The organism is Stenotrophomonas sp. NPDC077421 (genome assembly GCF_049545505.1).
In the GTDB taxonomy this organism is placed as follows: domain Bacteria; phylum Pseudomonadota; class Gammaproteobacteria; order Xanthomonadales; family Xanthomonadaceae; genus Stenotrophomonas; species Stenotrophomonas nematodicola.
The window spans coordinates 25,393-42,721 of record NZ_JBMWDP010000020.1 but is presented as its reverse complement, the minus strand read 5'-3'; the positions used below and the strand labels follow the sequence as shown (position 1 = coordinate 42,721).

The window sequence follows — 17,329 nt, the reverse complement described above, 5'->3', positions numbered from 1 at the left end:
GACCGTTCCCTACCCCCTGCAGAAGGACGTTTGCGGATGCCACGCGCTGTAGTGATGCCGTTGCTGGCCGGCTGGTTGCTGATGGCCGGGCTGTGCTTTCCCCTCCACGCCGCCGGGCGCGCGGCCGGTACCGAGCCGGCCCCGGGCACCCCGGACCGCCTCGCGCTGTGGCCGACCGGCCAGGTGCCCGGCGAGCAGGGTCCGCCGCGCGTGCCCAACGTGGTCGAGCGCAGCACCGATCCGGCGTTTCCCGACCGCTACATCGACAATGTCGATGCGCCCTACCTGGTCGTGTACCGGCCCGCACGCCCCAACGGCACCGGCCTGCTGGTCATTCCCGGCGGCGGCTACCAGCGCATCGTGCTGGACAAGGAAGGCACCGCACTGGTGCCGCCGTTCGTCGCGCAGGGCGGGGTCACGCTGTTCGTGCTGCGCTACCGGCTGCCGGCCGGGCGCAGCGATCGGCAGGCGGCGCTGGCCGACGCGCAGCGCGCGATGCGGGTGATCCGGGCCGGGGCAGCGCGCTGGCAGCTCGATCCGGCACGCCTCGGCGTCATGGGCTTTTCTGCCGGTGGCCATGTCGCCGCACGGCTGAGCACCGGCTTCGACGCGCCGGTCTATCCCCATCGCGATGCCATCGATGCGGTCAGCGCGCGGCCCGATGTCGCACTGCTGATCTACCCGGTGATCGACATGGGTCCGCACGCACACACCGGCTCACGGACACGTCTGCTCGGGCCGCACCCCGATGCCGCGCTGGACGCCCGGTTCTCGATGCAGGAGCAGGTGCGCGCGGACACCCCGCCCACTTTCCTGGTGCACGCGCAGGACGACACCGTGGTGTCCGTGCACAACAGCCTGGTCTATTACCAGGCGCTGCTGCGCGCCGGCGTGTCCACCGAGATGCATCTGTTCCCGTCCGGCGGCCACGGCTTCGGCGTGCGCATTCCTGCCGGCTCCACCGTTGCGCAGTGGCCCGACCTGGCCCTGCGCTGGATATCTTCGCGCCCCCCGGAGCCCACGCGCCATGACTGAGTCCCCCACCGATCTGCACCGGCGCCGTTTCCTGCGCGACAGCGCGCGCTACACACTGATGCTGGGCGCCACCAGTCTGCCGCTGCTGCCGGCCTTCGCCGGCGTGCCGGGCCCGCGCCACGATGCCGCACCGCTGGCACGCGTGCGCGGTGGCCGCCTGCGGGGGCAGCTGGAGCAGGGCGTGAACGTGTTCCGCGGCATTCCCTACGGCGCCGATACCGCGTCCAGGCGTTTCCAGCCGGCGGTGCAGGAGGCGGCGTGGCGCGGCGTGCGCGACGCGCTCGCCTACGGCAATGCGGCGCCGCAGGGTGGCAGCGAAGGACCGGGCAGCGAAGACTGTCTGTTCCTCAACGTGTGGACACCGGCCCTGCGCGATGGCGGCAAGCGGCCGATCCTGTTCTACATCCACGGCGGGGCCTACAACAACGGCTCGGGCAGCGATCCGCTGTATGACGGCCGCGCGCTGTGCCGGCGCGGCGACGTGGTGGTGGTCACCGTCAACCACCGTCTCAACGTATTCGGCTACCTGTACCTGGCGCAGCTGGGCGATGCGCGCTTGGCCGCGTCGGGCAACGTCGGGCAGCTCGACCTGGTGCAGGCGCTGCAGTGGGTGCGCCAGCACGCGGCGGAGTTTGGTGGCGACGCAGACAACATCACCGTGTTCGGCCAGTCCGGCGGCGGCGCCAAGATCGCCACGCTGATGGCGATGCCGGCCGCGCGCGGGCTGTTCCAGCGCGCGTGGACCATGAGTGGCCAGCAGGTCACTGCGGCAGGCCCGCGCGCAGCCACCCAGCGCGCGCAGATCGCGATGCAGGCGGTGGGCGCGGCCGATACCGATGCGCTGCGCATGATGCCGATGGAGGCGCTGCTGGCCGCCACCCGCGTGCGCGATCCGTCGCGGGTGGAGAACAGCAGCCTCTATGTGGGGCCCGTACTGGACGGACACGTGCTGCCGGCGCATCCGTTCTGGCCGGACGCGCCGGCGCAGTCGGCCGGCATTCCGATGGTGATCGGCAACACCCACGATGAAACCCGCGCCTTCCTCGGCAATGACCCGGCCAACTTCGCGCTCACCTGGGACACCTTGCCGGCCAGGTTGGAGAAGGAGCAGTACGTTGATCTGCTGCCGGCGGTGGTGATTGCCGAGTATCGCCGCCTGTATCCGCACTACACGCCCTCGGACGTGTTTTTCGCCGCCACGACCGCCGGGCGCTCGTGGCGCGGCGCGGTGGAGGAGCTGGAGGCACGGGCCCGGCAGGGCGCACCCACCTGGGCCTACCAGCTGGACTGGGGTTCACCGGTGGACGGCGGCAGGCTCGGCGCCTTCCACACGCTCGACATCCCGCTGGTGTTCGACACCACCGGCCAGCCCGGCTCCCGCACCGGCGATGGCGAAGAGGCCACGCGCGTGGCGGCCACAATGAGCTCGGCGCTGATCGCCTTTGCCCGCCACGGCGACCCCAACCATGCCGCGTTGCCGCAGTGGCAGACCTATTCGCTCGAGCGCCGCCAGACCATGCTGTTCGACGCCACCTCGCAGCAGGCCGACGATCCGCGCGGCGGCGAGCGCCGCCTCTACCAGCAGGTTCCCTTCATCCAACGAGGTACGTTCTGATGCGGCATGCATCCTGGCTGCTGGGCAGCCTGCTGTGGCTCACGACGGGCGCGGCCCACGCCGCCACCGATCCGGCGATCGGCGACCGCCCGGCCCCGACCCCGATCCGTGCCGGCAAGATCGTGCTCGTCGGCGATTCCACCACGGCGGTGCAGGGCGGCTGGGGGCCGGCGTTCTGCGCCCGCCATGTCACTTCGTTCCTGACCTGCACCAACCTGGCGCGCGGTGGCCGCAGCACCTACAACTACCGCGCCGAGGGCTCGTGGGCGCTGGCCGAGGCGGAAATGCGCACGCCGGGCTATGCGACCACCTGGGTGCTGGTGCAGTTCGGCCACAATGACCAGCCGGGCAAGCCGGGCCGCTCGACCGACCTGCAGCGCGAGTTCCCGGACAACCTGCGCCGCTACGTGCGCGAGATCCGCGCGGCAGGCGCACAGCCGGTGCTGCTGACGCCGTTGACCCGCCGGCAGTTCGCCCAGGGCGTGTTGATTGACGATCTGGCGCCGTGGGCCGACGTCGTGCGTGCGGTGGCACGCGAGCTGGACGTGCCGCTGGTCGACCTGCACGCGCGCAGCCGCGCGGTGGTGCAGGCGCTTGGCCCGGTCGGTGCGATGCCGCTGGCACAGGCCGCCCCCAGCGCGGAACAGGTCAGCGCCGCGCTGGGCGGCACCACTGTCGGCGCCGCGCCCGTCGCGGGTGCGCCGGCGGTGCAGAACAACGCCGTGGCCGAGCCGATGGGCCAGGCCAAGGTGGCCTTCGACTACACCCACCTCGGGCCGGACGGTGCGGCGGTGTTCGCCACGCTGGTCACCACCGAACTGGCGCGCGAAGTGCCGGCGCTGCGCTCCATGCTGATTCCCTGATCGATAGGTGCGCTAAACCAAAATCGGCGAATTGATCGCTAGTTCGCGCAACGTAGCGCAATGGCCGTGATTTGGGTCAAACACGCCGTTGACGCGGATCGCCTAGACTGGGGATATGCAAGAGCATCTCAATCCGTTTCCGCCGTTTCATGGTCGTGATCGACTGATCGCGGCCATCGACCACGCGGTGCAGCACGACGATGCCCATCGGATCGCCGCCACCCTGCGTGGCGCGTTGCGTGATGCCATCGCCGACAGCCGCATCCAGTTGCCTGCGTGTGTACATCGCCCGATCGCCGACCACTACGCGCGGCGCGAGCTGTACCGCAGCAGTGCGCACGGCTACAGCATCGTGGCGATGAGCTGGGGGCCGGGCCAGGGCACGCCGCTGCACGACCACAGCGGTCTGTGGTGCGTGGAAGGCGTGTGGCTGGGGCAGCTGGAGATCACCCAGTACCAGCTGCTGGAACGCGAGGGCGAGCGCTTCCGGTTCCGCGCCGAGCCCGCGATCCTTGGCGACTGCGGCAGCGCCGGCAGCCTGATTCCGCCGCACGAGTACCACACCATCCGCAACACCAGCGACGACGAGCTGGCCATCTCGGTGCATGTCTACGAGGGCGAGATGACCCGCAGCGCGGTCTTCGAACCCGATGGCACGCAGGGCTGGTACCAGCGGCGGTTGCAGGTCATGGAAACCGACGCCGCCTAGGCGCACGCACCGCGCGCATTGCTGGCCTCGCAAAGCCGACTCTGGTCGCCCCCCCGCAAAGCCGACTCTGGTCGCCCCCCTCGTAGAGCCGACCTCTGGTCGGCTTCGCGCAGCGCGCAGCAGTCCGATGCCGGAGCCAGGAGCAGCCGACCCACCGTCGATGCCTTCCACCGCGCGGCCAGGCGAGAATGACCCACCCCACGCGCAGGAGCGTCCCATGTCCATCCACCCCTTCTTGCAGATCAACGTCTTCAGTACCGACCCGCTGCTGGGCAACCCGTTGGCTGTGGTGCTGCAGGCCGATGGGCTGAGTGAGGCGCGCATGGCGGCCTTTGCGCGCTGGACCAACCTGAGCGAGACCACCTTCGTCTCGACGCCAACCGACCCACGCGCCGACTACCGGGTGCGCATCTTCACCACCCTGGGTGAACTGCCGTTCGCCGGGCATCCCACCCTGGGCAGCTGCCATGCGTGGCTGGCCAATGGCGGCGTGCCGCACGGGGGGGAGATCGTGCAGGAGTGCGGGATCGGGTTGGTGCGGATTCGCCGGGATGCGTCCGGGGTGGCGTTTGAAGCGCCCCCGTTGCGACGCGAGGGGCCCCTGGAGCCCGCGCTGCACGCGCGCGTGCGGGCAGGACTGGGCGTTGCCGCCGATGACCTGATGGATGCGCAATGGGTCGACAACGGCCCTCCCTGGTTGGCGGTGCGTCTGCGCAGTCGTGCGGCAGTGCTGGCCGTGCGGCCCGACTACGTCGCGCTGGAGGGACTGATGGTGGGCGTGTTCGCGGCGTGCGATGCAAACGACGGTGTGGACGCGCAGTTCGAGTCGCGCGCCTTCATTGCCGGTGAGGCCGCGCCGGAGGACCCGGTGACCGGCAGCCTCAATGCGGGGATTGCACGGTGGCTGCTGCGGGAAGGCAGCTCACCCGACCGGTATGTGATCAGCCAGGGCACGGTACTGGGCCGGGCCGGGCGGGTACAGGTGGAGCGGGTGGGGGAAACCGTATGGATCGGCGGTGCGTGCGTGACCTGCATTGAAGGGTCGGTGACGTTGTAGGCGGCATGGGGTTGAGACCATGCCGCTCGCGGTTACTCCACCGGTACCACGTTGTTGAGCTGTGTGACTTCAGCCCCGCCATCGGGCAGCATCACCCGCACCCGCAGGCCCGCGCGCTTGGCGGCTGGCAAGGGCAGCGCCACGGTGGTGGTCTTGGGCACCAGGTCGAGGGGGGCGTCCATCGCCGGGATCCCGACGCGGGCCACTTCACGCCCGTTCGCGTCTTCAAGGACCGCCGTTCCCGCCGGCGTTGCCACGTGGCCCAGGCTGTGCACGGTGACGTGCACCTGGCCCCCGTCCACGCGCACGTCGCCACGACCGACGCCGAGGTCGGGGCGCTGCTCGACCGGCGTACCGGCCTGCACCAGCGCGAACTCGAACACCTGGCTCTGGCCGGGTGCGAAGCGCAGCGTGGTCGAGGCACTGCGCTCCAGGGTGAGCTCGCGGACCGTTGCCTTGCCGTCAATCCGGTCGTCGCCATCGCGATCCACGCCGCTGGTCATCCGCCATTGCCCGGCGGTGACGTTCCAGGTGGTCATGTCCGCCTCCACGGCCCGCTTGCCCAGGTTGTAGGCAATCACCTTGAACCGGTCCGGTGACGGCGCGTGCACCAGCAGCGCCACCTGCTCGGCCGCATCCGGCTGGGCAAAGCGCCAGCTGACGGTATGCCCCGGCCAGCTCTGGTTGCGCTTGAGCGCGATGCCGCCCAGGCGCGCGCGCTGCAGGAACTCGCTGGGCGCTTCGACGCGGTCGGACCACCAGTGGCCCTCGGTGTTCATGTACTCGCGCTGCGCCTTGGCCTGGATGCCATCGGCGTGCAGGGCCTCCAGGTACCTCTTGTCGCCGGTGGCCTGCCAGGCCATCAGGCTGGAGAAGCCGGTGCTGCCACCGTCGGCGTCGGCGATGAAGCGCGGATTCCACTGCGCGCCGCGCCCCAGCACCTCGACGTAGTTCTCGCCCAGGTTGGAGAGGGCCCCCGGACCGCCGCGCTCCACGCGGTAGTCCAGCGCCTTGAGGTACTTGTCGTCGCCGCTCCAGCGCCATGCCGCCCAGAAGGTGTGCATGACATCGCCGCCGCCGGAGCCGTTGTTGAGCTCGCCGCCGCGGGTCTTGCCGGTGGCCCAGTGGATCTCGTTGGGCAGCGCCCAGCGGCCCTTGTCGTCGGTGTAGGCATGCGCCAGGTAGCTGTCGGCCAGCCCGGTGACCAGCGTGCGGCTGGTTGGATCGGCGTTGTACTGGCCGATCAGGAACGCCGGATGCAGCACCGGGAACGAGTAGGGCTTCTGCCACTGCCAGTTCGGGTCGCGGTACACCTTGTTGCCGCCGAACCAGTTGCTGGAGAACAGCCGTTGGCCCTGCGGATTGGGCAGGATGATGCGCTCGTCGAAGGCCTTCACCGTCTCCATCAGGCGCTCCACGGTGAGCGGATCGCCCCAGTTGAGGTACAGCATGGCGCTGTTGGTGTTGATGCCCTCTTCGTAGGCGTGCAGCTCATCGGTCTCGATGGTGCTCAGGCCGTTGCTGAACATCCCGTTGCGGTACACCGCATCGGACAACGCGGTGAGCGAGGCGTTGAGCCTGTCCGGCTGCACGCCCATCAGCGCCAGGCCCGGCCACTGCTGGGTCAGGTCGGAATCGTCGGAAATGCCACCGCCGAAGTCGCCGTAGGCGATCTGGCGATGGTCGATCCACCAGTCGATGAAGCGGCGCACGTAGCGCAGGTCTTCGGTCTGCCGGAACGCCCACAGCGGCACGCCCTTGGGCGCCTCGGGCTGGACGAACGGCGGTTTGCCCTGGCTGTTGTAGCTGATGTAGTTCCAGTACAGGCGGCCGAGCGCATGGTCCGGGTCGACCCGCAGCAGGTCGCTCAGATCGGCGTAGACGCGCGCGTACAGGCGCTGGCGCTTGGAGGTGGTGTGTTCTTCGACCAGGAAGCCCCAGTTGTCGCGGACCTGATTGAAGCGGTCGGCGAGGTGCTCCTTCTTCGCCTCCTCGCGGTCCTTGTAGACCATGCGGATCTCGGCACCGTCGAGCGCGCCGGCGTTGAAGCCAGGGGCGGCCGAGGCGATCGAGATCCACAGGCTGTCGGCGGTGAGGATGCGGTCGCGCAGGTCCAGCCACAGCGTGCGCTTCTGACCCGGCTTCACCGACACCGATACGTCGATCATGTCGCGCGCCGGCCAGATCGGATCCTTGATGCGGATGTTGAGCGGAATCAGCCCGTCGCGCGTGGCCTGCAGGTCGAGCGCCGGCAGGTCGATGGCAACCCCGTCCAGGCCGTCGTGCATGTTCTCCCAGCTGTGCGCCCAACTGCGGATCAACGGCTGCGCGGCCGGCGCATCGCTGACCCCGGAAGGAATCAGCACGTGCACGATCGGCAGCGGCTGCGCGGGCAACGTGTCGGCGCCGCGCCGGCGCGAGCCGGCGCCCTTGGGCAGGGCCATCACCGTGCTGCGCTCGGCGGGCGGGTAGCGGCCGTCGATGTAGGCGCGCAGGTCGGCGATGTTGGTGTAGTCCGGCAGCGCCTGGCTGTCGATCAGGTAGCGCTGCTTGACCGTGCCGTCCGGTTCGGCGGCATCGCTGACCTGGTAGGCCCAGATCTCCTGGATCGGCGTTTCCTGTTCGGTGTTGCGGAAGTGCAGCACGCCGCCGGTCTGCGCGGGAATGTCGTTGACGCTGCGCACCACGCCCTGCGGCCGCTGGAACAGCGGCTGGGCCGGTGGGTCGCCCGCACTGTGGCCGAGCTCGCCGAAGGCGGCGCCGCGCATTTCGATGCGGTTGACGGTTTCACCGGCCGGCAGGGTCAGGTCGAGCTGCTGGCCGCCCTCGACGTAGGTGTTCCAGTCCGGCAGCTGGAAATAGTCGTTGCGGCCGGGCAGACGCGAGCGGTTGTACACGCCCGGCCAGGTGGTTTCGGCGATGCCGTCGGTGGCTTTCCACATCCACTGCTTGTGGTCCTTGGCATCGGCGAACTCGACCTTGCGGATCGTCGTGGTCGCGCTGGCCAGTGCGGGCGGGGGCGCGCCGTCCCAGCCATGCCGGTGGTTCCAGGCGCGCATCGGATCGACCGGCGCAACGGCCGTGGCAGGCGCGGCATTGCGGGCCAGCGCGGCCATGCCGGCTGGATCGAGCAGGCGGTCGTAGACGCGGATCTCGTCGAGGTCGCTGCCACGCAGGAAGTTGTAGCGGCTCTGCACCTGGTAGGGCGCCATCACCCGGCCGGCCAGGCCGAGCTGGTCCAGCGCCGCGTCGTAGTCGGCGGTGGTGTCCTGGCGGGCGACCTCCCTGCCGTCCACGTACAGGCGCACGCCGTGGTTTTCATCCCAGCCGAAGGCAATGTGCTGCCACTGCTGCGGCGATGGCATCCGGTCCAGCCGGAAGGAGACGCGGGTACGCGCCAGGTTGGCGTCGGTGACAAAGGCATCGAACCCGTGGCCGTTCCAGTCGATACGCAGCCAGGCCATGTCCCAGCTGCTGTGGTCGGCGTAGCCGACCCGGAAGATGACGAACGGCGCCTCCCCCACTGCGTAGCGCGGGCGCCAGAAGAAGCCCAGCGTGCCGCGCTGGGCCTGGATGTTGCCAGGCGCGTTCCACGACAGCACACCATCATCGGCCCACTGGATGGCGCGGCCGTGCGCGCCATCGGCCACCGGCGTCACCTTGTCCTGGAAGTTCGGCACCGGATCGCCGGCGGCCGTGTCCGCGTCCAGGCCATGCTCGGCCGACACGTGGAACAGCAGCGTCGGCGCGGTCTGCGCCCAGGCGGGGCCACTGGCAAGCAGCAGCGCCAGCAGGCTGGCGGAGAGGCGGGACGGACGGAGCAGGGCAGGAGCAACGCGGTGCATGGGGCCTTCCTTTCGACAACGGTGACGGTACAGCGGAACCAGGCGGGGCCGTCACCCCGTCAGGGCGGTCGTCCGCCGCGGCAGCGCGCCCGCCAGCCCGGAGCGACGGACGGGAGCGGACGCGATACCCGGGGCGGACGCCGAAGCACGGGTCAGAACTTGTAACGCAGGCCGACGTAGTACTGGCGGCCGGTGTGGGTGTAACGATCGGGCAGCGACAGCGCCGAATCGACGTAGCGCTCGTCGGCGGTGTCGAGCAGGTTGATCGCCTCGAAGGTCAGCGAGAGCTTCTTGTTGACCTTCCAGGACATGTTGAAGTCCACGTTCTCCACGCTGTACTTGCCCTGCACATCGGCGGTGGCGTACTGGTTGTTGTCCAGGTCCCAGACATTCTCCTGCGACAGGATGGTGCTGATGTAGGCGTCGCGGTAACTGGTGGAGACGCGGGCGCTGAAACGGCCATCGTCGTAGTACAGGGTGGCGTTGTACGAGTTCGGCGACAGGTTGAGCAGGTCGTTCTCGGTGTACGTGGTGACGATGGTGTTGCCGGTGCCGGAGCTGAAGATGTACTTGATCTTCGAATCGACGTGGGTGTAGTTGAGCTGCACGCCGAAGTTGCGCCAGAAGCCGGGCAGGAAGCTGAAGGGCTGCTGGTAGGTCAGCTCGTAGCCCTTGAGCGGGCCGCCCGGGGTGTTGAAGTAGCTCTGCACGTTGAACACCGTGCTTGGGCTGAAGCCGGCGGGCAGCAGGTCCAGCGAGTAGCCCATGTCTTCCCAGGTGGTCAGCAGGCGCGTGCGCTGCACGTAGCTTTCGATGTCCTTGTAGAACACCGCGGCCGAGAGCAGCGCGCCCTCCTGGAAGTACCACTCCGCGCTCAGGTCGTAGTTGGTGGAGCGGAACGGGTCCAGCTTCGGGTTGCCCAGGTTGATCGAGTAGCTGCGGTCGTCGTCGAAGTACGCGGTCGGGCCGCCGCTGACGCTGGGCGACAGGTTGGACAGGGTCGGGCGGGCCATCGTCTTGGCCGCGCCGAAGCGCAGCACCACGGTGTCGGTGAGGTCCCACGCCAGGTTCAGCGAGGGCAGCCAGTCGTCGTACGAATGGCCGACCTGGGTGCCTACCAGCAGGCGTTCGCCGGCGTCGGCGGTGGCGCTGGCCACGCCCAGGAACGGTTCGCACGCGGCGGACAGATCGTTGGCATTGGCTGCCGTGCAGGGTGCATAGCCGGACGCGGTGATATCGGTGCGCACGTAGCGCACGCCGACATTGCCGCGGAACGCGCGGCCGAGCAGGTCGGTGTTGAAGTCCAGCTGCAGGTAGCTGCCGTAGCTCTTTTCGTTGACGTCGAAGTTGTTGTTGGACGCGCCGAAGTGGCCGACGCTGGCCAGCCGGTAGTCGCCGCCGAGCGTGCCGGTGTTGCAGTTGCAGTAGATGTCCAGCAGCTTGGCGATCTTGTTGAAGTCCGGCACCAGCCAGCCATTGGGGAGGTTGCCGTCCAGGCCCTTGCCGAACCCGTCCAGGGTGGTGCTCAGGTCGCCCACGCCCACACCGCCCGGCAGCGCCTGCGACAGGCGGCCGTAGCTGATGTTGCGGAACTCCTGGGTGCGCATGTCGTAGTCCTTGTAGGCAAGGCCGCCGCGCAGGGTGAAGGTGGGGTTGATGGCGAAGGTCAGGTCGACCTTGGCGGTATCGAAGCTGTTGTCCACATACTGCGGGTTGAGCCGCACTTCGCTGATGTTGCCGCCGCGTGCGGTGCCGTTGGCGTTCACCGGCGTGCTGCCGTAACCGAGCCACTGCCAGTTGTTCGCGCTGCCGAGGTCGAACGGGAAGGTCATGGTCGGCACTTTGCCGCCATTGCGCATGTCCAGCACGAAGCCGTCGAGGTTGCTGTTGTCGAAGCTGACCATCGAGAAGATGGGGCGTTCGTAGTTCGATTCGGAATGGCCGACCAGGGCATCCAGGCGCACCGCATCGTTGAAGCGGTGTTCCAGGTTCAGGCTGAACTGCTTGAACTCGGTGCTTTCCTCGATCGCGGTGGACTCGGTGCGGAAGTCCACGTTGTCGAACACGCCATACACCAGCCTGTTCTGTTCGTCGGCCTGCGCCTCGCGCACCACGATCTGGGTCTTGCCGCCGTACTGCGCGGTGCGGTGCAGGTTGGCGCCGATGGAATCTTCGCGCACGTTCTTGTCGAGCTTGGAGTACAGCATGTCCAGGTTAAGCTGGGTGTCGTCGCCGAGCTTGAACTGCAACGCGCCGGTGATGCCCAGGCGCTCGATCTCGTGGTCGGTGCGCACGTAGCGCGGGTAGCGCGGAATCCAGGCGTTGGTGGCGGTCTCATATGCGGCGATGTTCTCGGCCGTCGCCGCCGGGCGATCCAGGCCGGTACCGCAGTGGGTGGCGTCGATGCCGTAGCTGCCCCAGCCGTTGTTGCGTCCCTGATTGGCAGCGCTGCCCACACCGGCGGCGGTTTCATTGGCCAGTGGGTTGCGCGGGGTCTGCGGGTCGTAGCCGGCCGGGCTGCAGAAGCCGTAGGTGCCGTTGTTGGTGGCCGTGCTCTGGTTGGAGTTGCGGTAGTTGCCGTGCTCCCAGCGGACCGGGTTGTAGCCTTCCTCGTAGATGGTGCGCTTGCTGTAGGCCACCGACATCAGAGCGCCGACCCGGCCATCGGCCCAGGTGTTGCTGATCAGGCCGGAGATGCGCGGGTCTTTGTTGCGCGACAGTTCGTTGAAACCGTACTGGCCGCCCAGCGACGCCTGGAAGCCCTCGAAATCGAACGGGCGCGAGCCACGCAGATCGACGGTGGCGCCCAGCGAGCCCTCGTCGGTCTGTGCCGACTGGGTCTTGTTGATCTTGACCCGGCTGAACAGCTCGGAAGCGAAGGTGTTGAAGTCGAAGCCGCGGCTGCGGTTGACGCCGGTGGTGCCGCTGCCCGCCGTGGACAGCGCTTCCAGGCCGTTGATGCGCACGCGGGTGAAGTCCGAGCCCAGTCCACGCACCGAGATCTGCTGGCCCTCGCCGCCCTCGCGGTCGATGGAGACGCCGGCGATGCGCTGCATCGACTCGGCCAGGTTGAGATCGGGGAACTTGCCGATGTCTTCGGCGTAGATCGCATCGACCTGCTCGACGCTGAAGCGCTTTTCATCCAGCGACTGCTGCAGGCTTTCGCGGTACGTCGCCTTGACCTCGACCTTGTCCAGGTCCACTGCATCCACCGCCGGTGCCTGCTGCGCCGAGGCGATGCCGGCCATGCCCTGCAGGGCCAGCGCGATCGAGACCGCGAGATAGGTAACCGGTGTCTTTTTCCGTGGGTACTGTCGTTCCATCGTCTGTTCCCCTCCCAGGGTGCGCCGCCATGCGAGCGTGAATGATGTGGTGCGCACGGGCCGCGTCTGACACCGATGGTCAGCCGAAACGTAACAAACCCTTCACGCGCGGGCATCTTGCGCCGCAGCAGCGTGATCGCGATGGCGTGGGTAGGACGAACGGTGGAAGCCGGCACGCGCGCGGCCGGCGGCGTGATCGCTCACGCCGCCGGATGCTTCGCGGTTGAATCAGAATTTGTAGCGCAGGCCGAGCAGGTACTGGCGGCCGGTTTCGGTGTACTGCAGCGGCAGCTTCCACTGCGAGCCCACCCATTCGTCGGAGGCTTCGTTGGTCAGATTGACCGCTTCCAGGCTCAGTTCGAGCTGGTCGCTGATCTTGTAGCGCACCGAGGCGTCGATGACCGTGGTACCGGTCATGCCATGCACGTCGAATCCGGCTTCGGTGGCGGGCACCTGGGTCAGGTAGTCGTCGCGGTTGGTGGCCGACACGCGCGCGGCGAACACCGGGCCTTCGTAGAACAGCGTGGCGTTCCACGAGTTCTTGGACAGGCCGGTCAGGTCGGTGTTGAGCGAGTTGGCGCCGGTCGCGGTGAGGTACTGGATCTGCGAATCGACGTAGGTGTAGTTCAACTGCAGGCCGAGGTTGGACCAGCGTCCGGGCAGGAAGGTGAAGGGCTGGATGTAGTTCGCTTCCAGGCCCTTGAGCTTGCCGCCGGGAGTGTTGAGCGGAACGCTGAACACGAAGTCGTCGTCCGGGCCGGCACCGGTGCCCTCCAGCAGGCTCAGCGGCAGGCCGCTGGACGAGTACGGACGCACTTCGCGCGCGGTCTGCACGGCGCTTTCGATGTCCTTGTAGAACAGCGCCAGGCCCAGCATCGCGCCTTCGCTGAAGTACCACTCGACGCCGAGGTCGGCGGTGTTGGCGCGGATCGGATCGAGGTTCGGATTGCCGCCGCTGACGGTACGCGCACCACCGCTGACGTTGACGGTCACGCCGGGAGTCAGGCTGCCCAGGCCCGGGCGCGCCATCACCTTGGCCGCGCCGAAGCGCACCAGGAAGTCCGGGGTCAGTTCGGCCACCAGGTTCAGCGAGGGCAGGGTGTCGCTGTACTCGCGGTCCACGGTGCTCTGCACCGGTGCGCCGCTGACGGTGGCATAGCCGGTGGAGCTCTGCTTGGTCTTGACGTAGCGCACGCCGAAGTTGCCCGAGAGCGGGATCGAGCCCAGCTCGGTGGAGAACTCGCCCATCAGGTAGCCGCCACGATCCTTCTCTTCCACGCTGCGTGCGTTGACCACGCGCTCGGTGAGGGCAAACGTGCCGGTGTTGCTGTAGATGTCAAACAGCTGGTTGAAGGCGTCGATGCTGGGCACCACCCAGTTCGACGGCGACCCGGTGATGCCGCCCAGGCCGGCCTGTTCGGTCATGTCCGCCGGTACCCGCTTGTTGCCGGTGGCGAAGTTGGGGACGGCGGTTTCAGAGCCGCGCCGCCATTCACGCGTGGCGAAGCTGTAGTCCTTGCCGAGGAAGCCACCCTTCAGGCGGAAGCCGGGGCTGATGTTCCAGTTGAAGTCGACCTGGGCAGTATCGAAGTCGTTCTTCACCCACTGCGGACGCAGGCGGATTTCAGCCAGGGTCCAGCCGTTCGGATCGGTGGGATCGATGCCGTAGTTCAGCACCGGGAAGCGGCTGTTGCCGCGGTAGTCGTAGCTGTAGCCCTTGACGTTGAGCTTGTCCATGATGACCGTGGTCTGGATCGGGTTCTCGTGCTCCGAGCGCGAAGTGCCGATCTTGCCGCTGACCTTGAAGTCGTCGGTGAACTGGTGCTGCGCATTCAACGCGAGCTGCTTGAACACCGTGTTCCACTCGTCATGGCGGTTTTCCGAGCGCACATCGACGTTGTCGAATACACCGTAGACCAGTGCGTTGTCGCGGATCTCGCCATCGCGCACGATGGTTTCCGGCTTGCCCTGCTGCGAGGCGCCGCGGCTGAACGAGATCGCTTCGATGTAATGCTCATCGCGCGTGGCGTCGATCTTGGAGTACAGCGCATCGAGCGACAGCTCGGTGCGGTCGGTCGGCTTCCACTGCAGCGACCCGGTCACGCCCAGGCGCTTCTGCTGGTGCTCCATCTGCACATAGCGCGGGAAGCGCGGGTGGTTGACGTTGGCGGCCAGCGCCGGCTTGTAGGTCGAGGCCGGGTTGAACCCGCCATTGCTGGTCCCACCTGCCCAGCGGCCGGTGTTGGAGCCTTCTTCGAGCAGTTGGCGCTCGGAATAGGCCACCGACAGCAGCGCGCCGAAGGTGCCGTCGGCGAAGGTGTTGGAGATCAACGCGGCCATGCGCGGATCGGCCTTCTGGGCCATGTCGTTGTAGCTGGCCTGGCCGCTGGCGGCAAAGGTGAAGCCGTCGTAGTCGAACGGCTTGGCGGTATTGAGATCCACCGTGGCGCCCAGCGAGCCTTCCTCGACGTCGGCCTGAGCGGTCTTGCGCACGATCAGCTGCGAGAACAGGTCCGAGGCGAACACATTGAAGTCGAAGCCACGGCCACGGTTGGTGCCGCCGGACTGGTCGCCGCTGCCGACGGTGGTCAGCGCTTCCATGCCGTTGATGCGCACGCGGGTGAAGTCCGGGCCGAGGCCACGCACGGAGATGTTGCGGCCTTCGCCGGCATCGCGGGTGATGACCACGCCGGGGATGCGCTGGAGCGACTCGGCCAGGTTCAGATCGGGGAACTTGCCGATATCTTCGGCGACGATCGCGTCGACCATGCCCGACTCACCGCGCTTGATGTCCAGCGCTTTTTCGACGCTGGCGCGATAGCCGGTGACGGTGACGGTGTCCAGATCGGTCGGGTTGGTGGTGCCGGCCTCCTGGGCCCATGCACCGCCGCTCAGCGCCAGTCCGATCGACAGCGCGAGCAAGGTAACCGGTGTCTTTTTTTCAGTGTTTCGAGATTGCATGCCTTCCCTCTCCCAAAGGTGCTACATGAAACAGCTATCCGGCGACATGTCAGTGCAATGACACCGCTGGTCAGGGCGGACGTTAACAGTCCGTTCCGGACAGGGCATCTTGCAGCGCAACAGACTTTTGATGTCCCGCAGAGGCTTGCGGGACAATGCTTCCGACATTCAGGACAGGTGGACGAGGGGCGTCGCACCGCTAGAATGACACCGCTAGCCATTGCCGCACCTGCCGTTCCGGCCGGCGCGGCCTTCACAAGGACCCGGTAACCATGAGTCGTGTCGTCTGTTTTGGAGAGTTGTTGCTGCGCATGAGCGCACCCGGCCGGGAGCTGCTGCTGCAGACCCCGCACTTGGTGGTGCACGCCGGGGGCGCCGAAGCCAACGTGGGCGTCAGCCTGGCCCACCTCGGGCATGACGTGGCAATGGTCGGCACCGTGGCCGCCAATCCGCTGGGTGACTTCGCGCTCGGCGAACTGCGCCGGCACGGGGTGGATACCCGCGCGGTGCAGGTGCGCGATGGCCGCATGGGCCTGTATTTCCTCACCACCGGCGCGGTGCAGCGCGCCAGCGAAGTGGTCTATGACCGCGCCGACTCGGCCTTCGCGCTCAGCCGTGCCACCGATTACGACTGGGATGCCGCGCTGGACGGTGCGCAGTGGCTGCACCTGTCCGGGGTGAGCCCGGCGCTCAACCCGACGATGGCCCAGGCCACCCTGGCCGCGGCGCGTGCGGCGTGCGAGCGCGGCGTGGCGGTGTCCTTCGATGGCAACTTCCGGCCCTCGCTGTGGGCGCGCTGGCAGGGCGATGCGGCAGGCATCCTGCGTGAGCTGTTCGCCTGTGCGCAGGTGCTGTTCGCCGATTACCGCGATATCGGCGTGGTGCTCGGCGGCGAGTTCGCACAGGCGCAGCCGCAGGAGCGCGTGGACGCGGCGGCGGCGATGGCCTTTGCCGCGTTCCCCCGGCTGCAGTGGATGGCCTGCACGCAGCGCACGCCGCACAGCGTGGACAACCATGCGCTTGGCGCCATGCTGCTCGGTCGCGACGGCACCCGCGCGGTGGCGCCCACCCGCGAGATGGTCGGGATCGTCGACCGCATCGGCGGCGGCGATGCCTTCGCCGCCGGCATCCTGCATGGCATGATGCGCGGCTTCGCGCCGGAGGCGATCGTGCGCTTCGGCCTGGCCGCCGGATGTCTCAAGCATTCGATTCCCGGCGACTTCAACCCTGTCAGCGAGGCTGACATCATGGCCCTGACGGGCGAGGAGCGATTCGATGTCCGGCGCTGATCCGCGCGTACGCGCAGTCCTGAAGCTGGCCCCGGTGATTCCGGTGTTCACCCCCGAGAGCGTCGAGGACGCGGTCGAGGTGGCCCGCGCGCTGTTCAATGGCGGCCTGCCGGTGATCGAAGTCACGCTGCGCACCCCGGTGGCGATGGACGCCATCCAGGCGATGGTGGAGGCGGTGCCCGATGCCGTGGTCGGCGCCGGTACTGTGCTGACCGCCGCGCAGATGGAGCGGGTCAAGGCCGTCGGCGGCCGCTTTGCGGTCTCGCCTGGTGCCACAGACCGGCTGTATGCCGCCGCGCGCGATACCGATCTGCCGTTCCTGCCCGGCGTGGCGACCTCCTCCGAGCTGATGCGCGGCCTGGAGAACGGGCTGGATACGTTCAAGTTCTTCCCGGCCGTCCAGGCCGGCGGCGCAGCGATGCTGTCGGCCTGGAACGGCCCGTTCGGCGATGTGCGGTTCTGCCCCACCGGCGGGATCAGCGCGCAGACCGCGCGCGAGTTCCTGCACCTGCCCAACGTGCTGTGCGTGGGCGGCTCCTGGTTGACCACCCGTACGCTGCTGCAGGCGCGCGACTGGGCCGGCATCGAGCAGTTGGCGCGCGAATCGGCCGCACTGGTTGGCTGACCGCCAC

At 68.1% G+C, this 17,329-nt stretch carries 10 protein-coding genes; 7 read left to right on the top strand and 3 right to left on the bottom strand.

Annotated elements, in window-relative coordinates:
- Nucleotides 1-81 precede the first annotated feature (81 nt).
- The 5 genes from ACPEH1_RS12380 (at nt 82) to ACPEH1_RS12360 (ending at nt 5,279) form a co-directional block, all read left to right on the top strand.
- Nucleotides 82-1,035, top strand: coding sequence for an alpha/beta hydrolase (locus ACPEH1_RS12380; RefSeq protein WP_423715868.1), 954 nt, complete (start codon nt 82-84; stop codon nt 1,033-1,035).
- On the top strand, nt 1,028-2,650 hold the full coding sequence (locus ACPEH1_RS12375; RefSeq protein ID WP_423715855.1) for a carboxylesterase/lipase family protein: 1,623 nt from the start codon (nt 1,028-1,030) through the stop codon (nt 2,648-2,650). Before ACPEH1_RS12380 ends, ACPEH1_RS12375 begins: the two co-directional genes overlap by 8 nt.
- Entirely contained in the window at nt 2,650-3,513 is an 864-nt protein-coding gene (locus ACPEH1_RS12370) for a rhamnogalacturonan acetylesterase (protein ID WP_423715854.1), read from the top strand. Before ACPEH1_RS12375 ends, ACPEH1_RS12370 begins: the two co-directional genes overlap by 1 nt.
- 115 nt (nt 3,514-3,628) lie before the next feature.
- A complete protein-coding gene (locus tag ACPEH1_RS12365) occupies nt 3,629-4,222 on the top strand; it encodes a cysteine dioxygenase family protein (RefSeq protein WP_136005747.1) in 594 nt (197 codons plus the stop codon).
- Between the two features lie 217 nt (nt 4,223-4,439).
- Nucleotides 4,440-5,279, top strand: coding sequence for a PhzF family phenazine biosynthesis protein (locus ACPEH1_RS12360; protein WP_153165486.1), 840 nt, complete (start codon nt 4,440-4,442; stop codon nt 5,277-5,279).
- 32 nt (nt 5,280-5,311) lie between these two features.
- Here ACPEH1_RS12360 and ACPEH1_RS12355 read toward each other — a convergent pair whose 3' ends face one another.
- The 3 genes from ACPEH1_RS12355 to ACPEH1_RS12345 form a co-directional block, all read right to left on the bottom strand.
- Nucleotides 5,312-9,124, bottom strand: coding sequence for a LamG-like jellyroll fold domain-containing protein (locus ACPEH1_RS12355; RefSeq protein WP_423715853.1), 3,813 nt, complete (start codon nt 9,122-9,124; stop codon nt 5,312-5,314).
- Between the two features lie 152 nt (nt 9,125-9,276).
- Nucleotides 9,277-12,447: a TonB-dependent receptor gene (locus tag ACPEH1_RS12350; RefSeq protein ID WP_423715852.1), complete on the bottom strand. Its 3,171-nt coding sequence runs from the start codon at nt 12,445-12,447 to the stop codon at nt 9,277-9,279.
- Nucleotides 12,448-12,675: 228 nt separating this feature from the next.
- Nucleotides 12,676-15,408 (bottom strand): TonB-dependent receptor, encoded by a 2,733-nt coding sequence (locus tag ACPEH1_RS12345; protein WP_026070694.1) that lies wholly within the window; start codon nt 15,406-15,408, stop codon nt 12,676-12,678.
- Between the two features lie 272 nt (nt 15,409-15,680).
- On the opposite strand from ACPEH1_RS12345, the gene ACPEH1_RS12340 reads away from it, so the two are divergent.
- Nucleotides 15,681-16,697 (top strand): sugar kinase, encoded by a 1,017-nt coding sequence (locus ACPEH1_RS12340; RefSeq protein WP_262071543.1) that lies wholly within the window; start codon nt 15,681-15,683, stop codon nt 16,695-16,697.
- Nucleotides 16,684-17,322, top strand: a complete 639-nt coding sequence (eda, locus tag ACPEH1_RS12335) for a bifunctional 4-hydroxy-2-oxoglutarate aldolase/2-dehydro-3-deoxy-phosphogluconate aldolase (protein WP_017355564.1) — start codon at nt 16,684-16,686, stop codon at nt 17,320-17,322. The genes ACPEH1_RS12340 and eda overlap by 14 nt, the downstream gene beginning before the upstream one ends.
- The last annotated feature ends 7 nt before the right edge of the window (nt 17,323-17,329 follow it).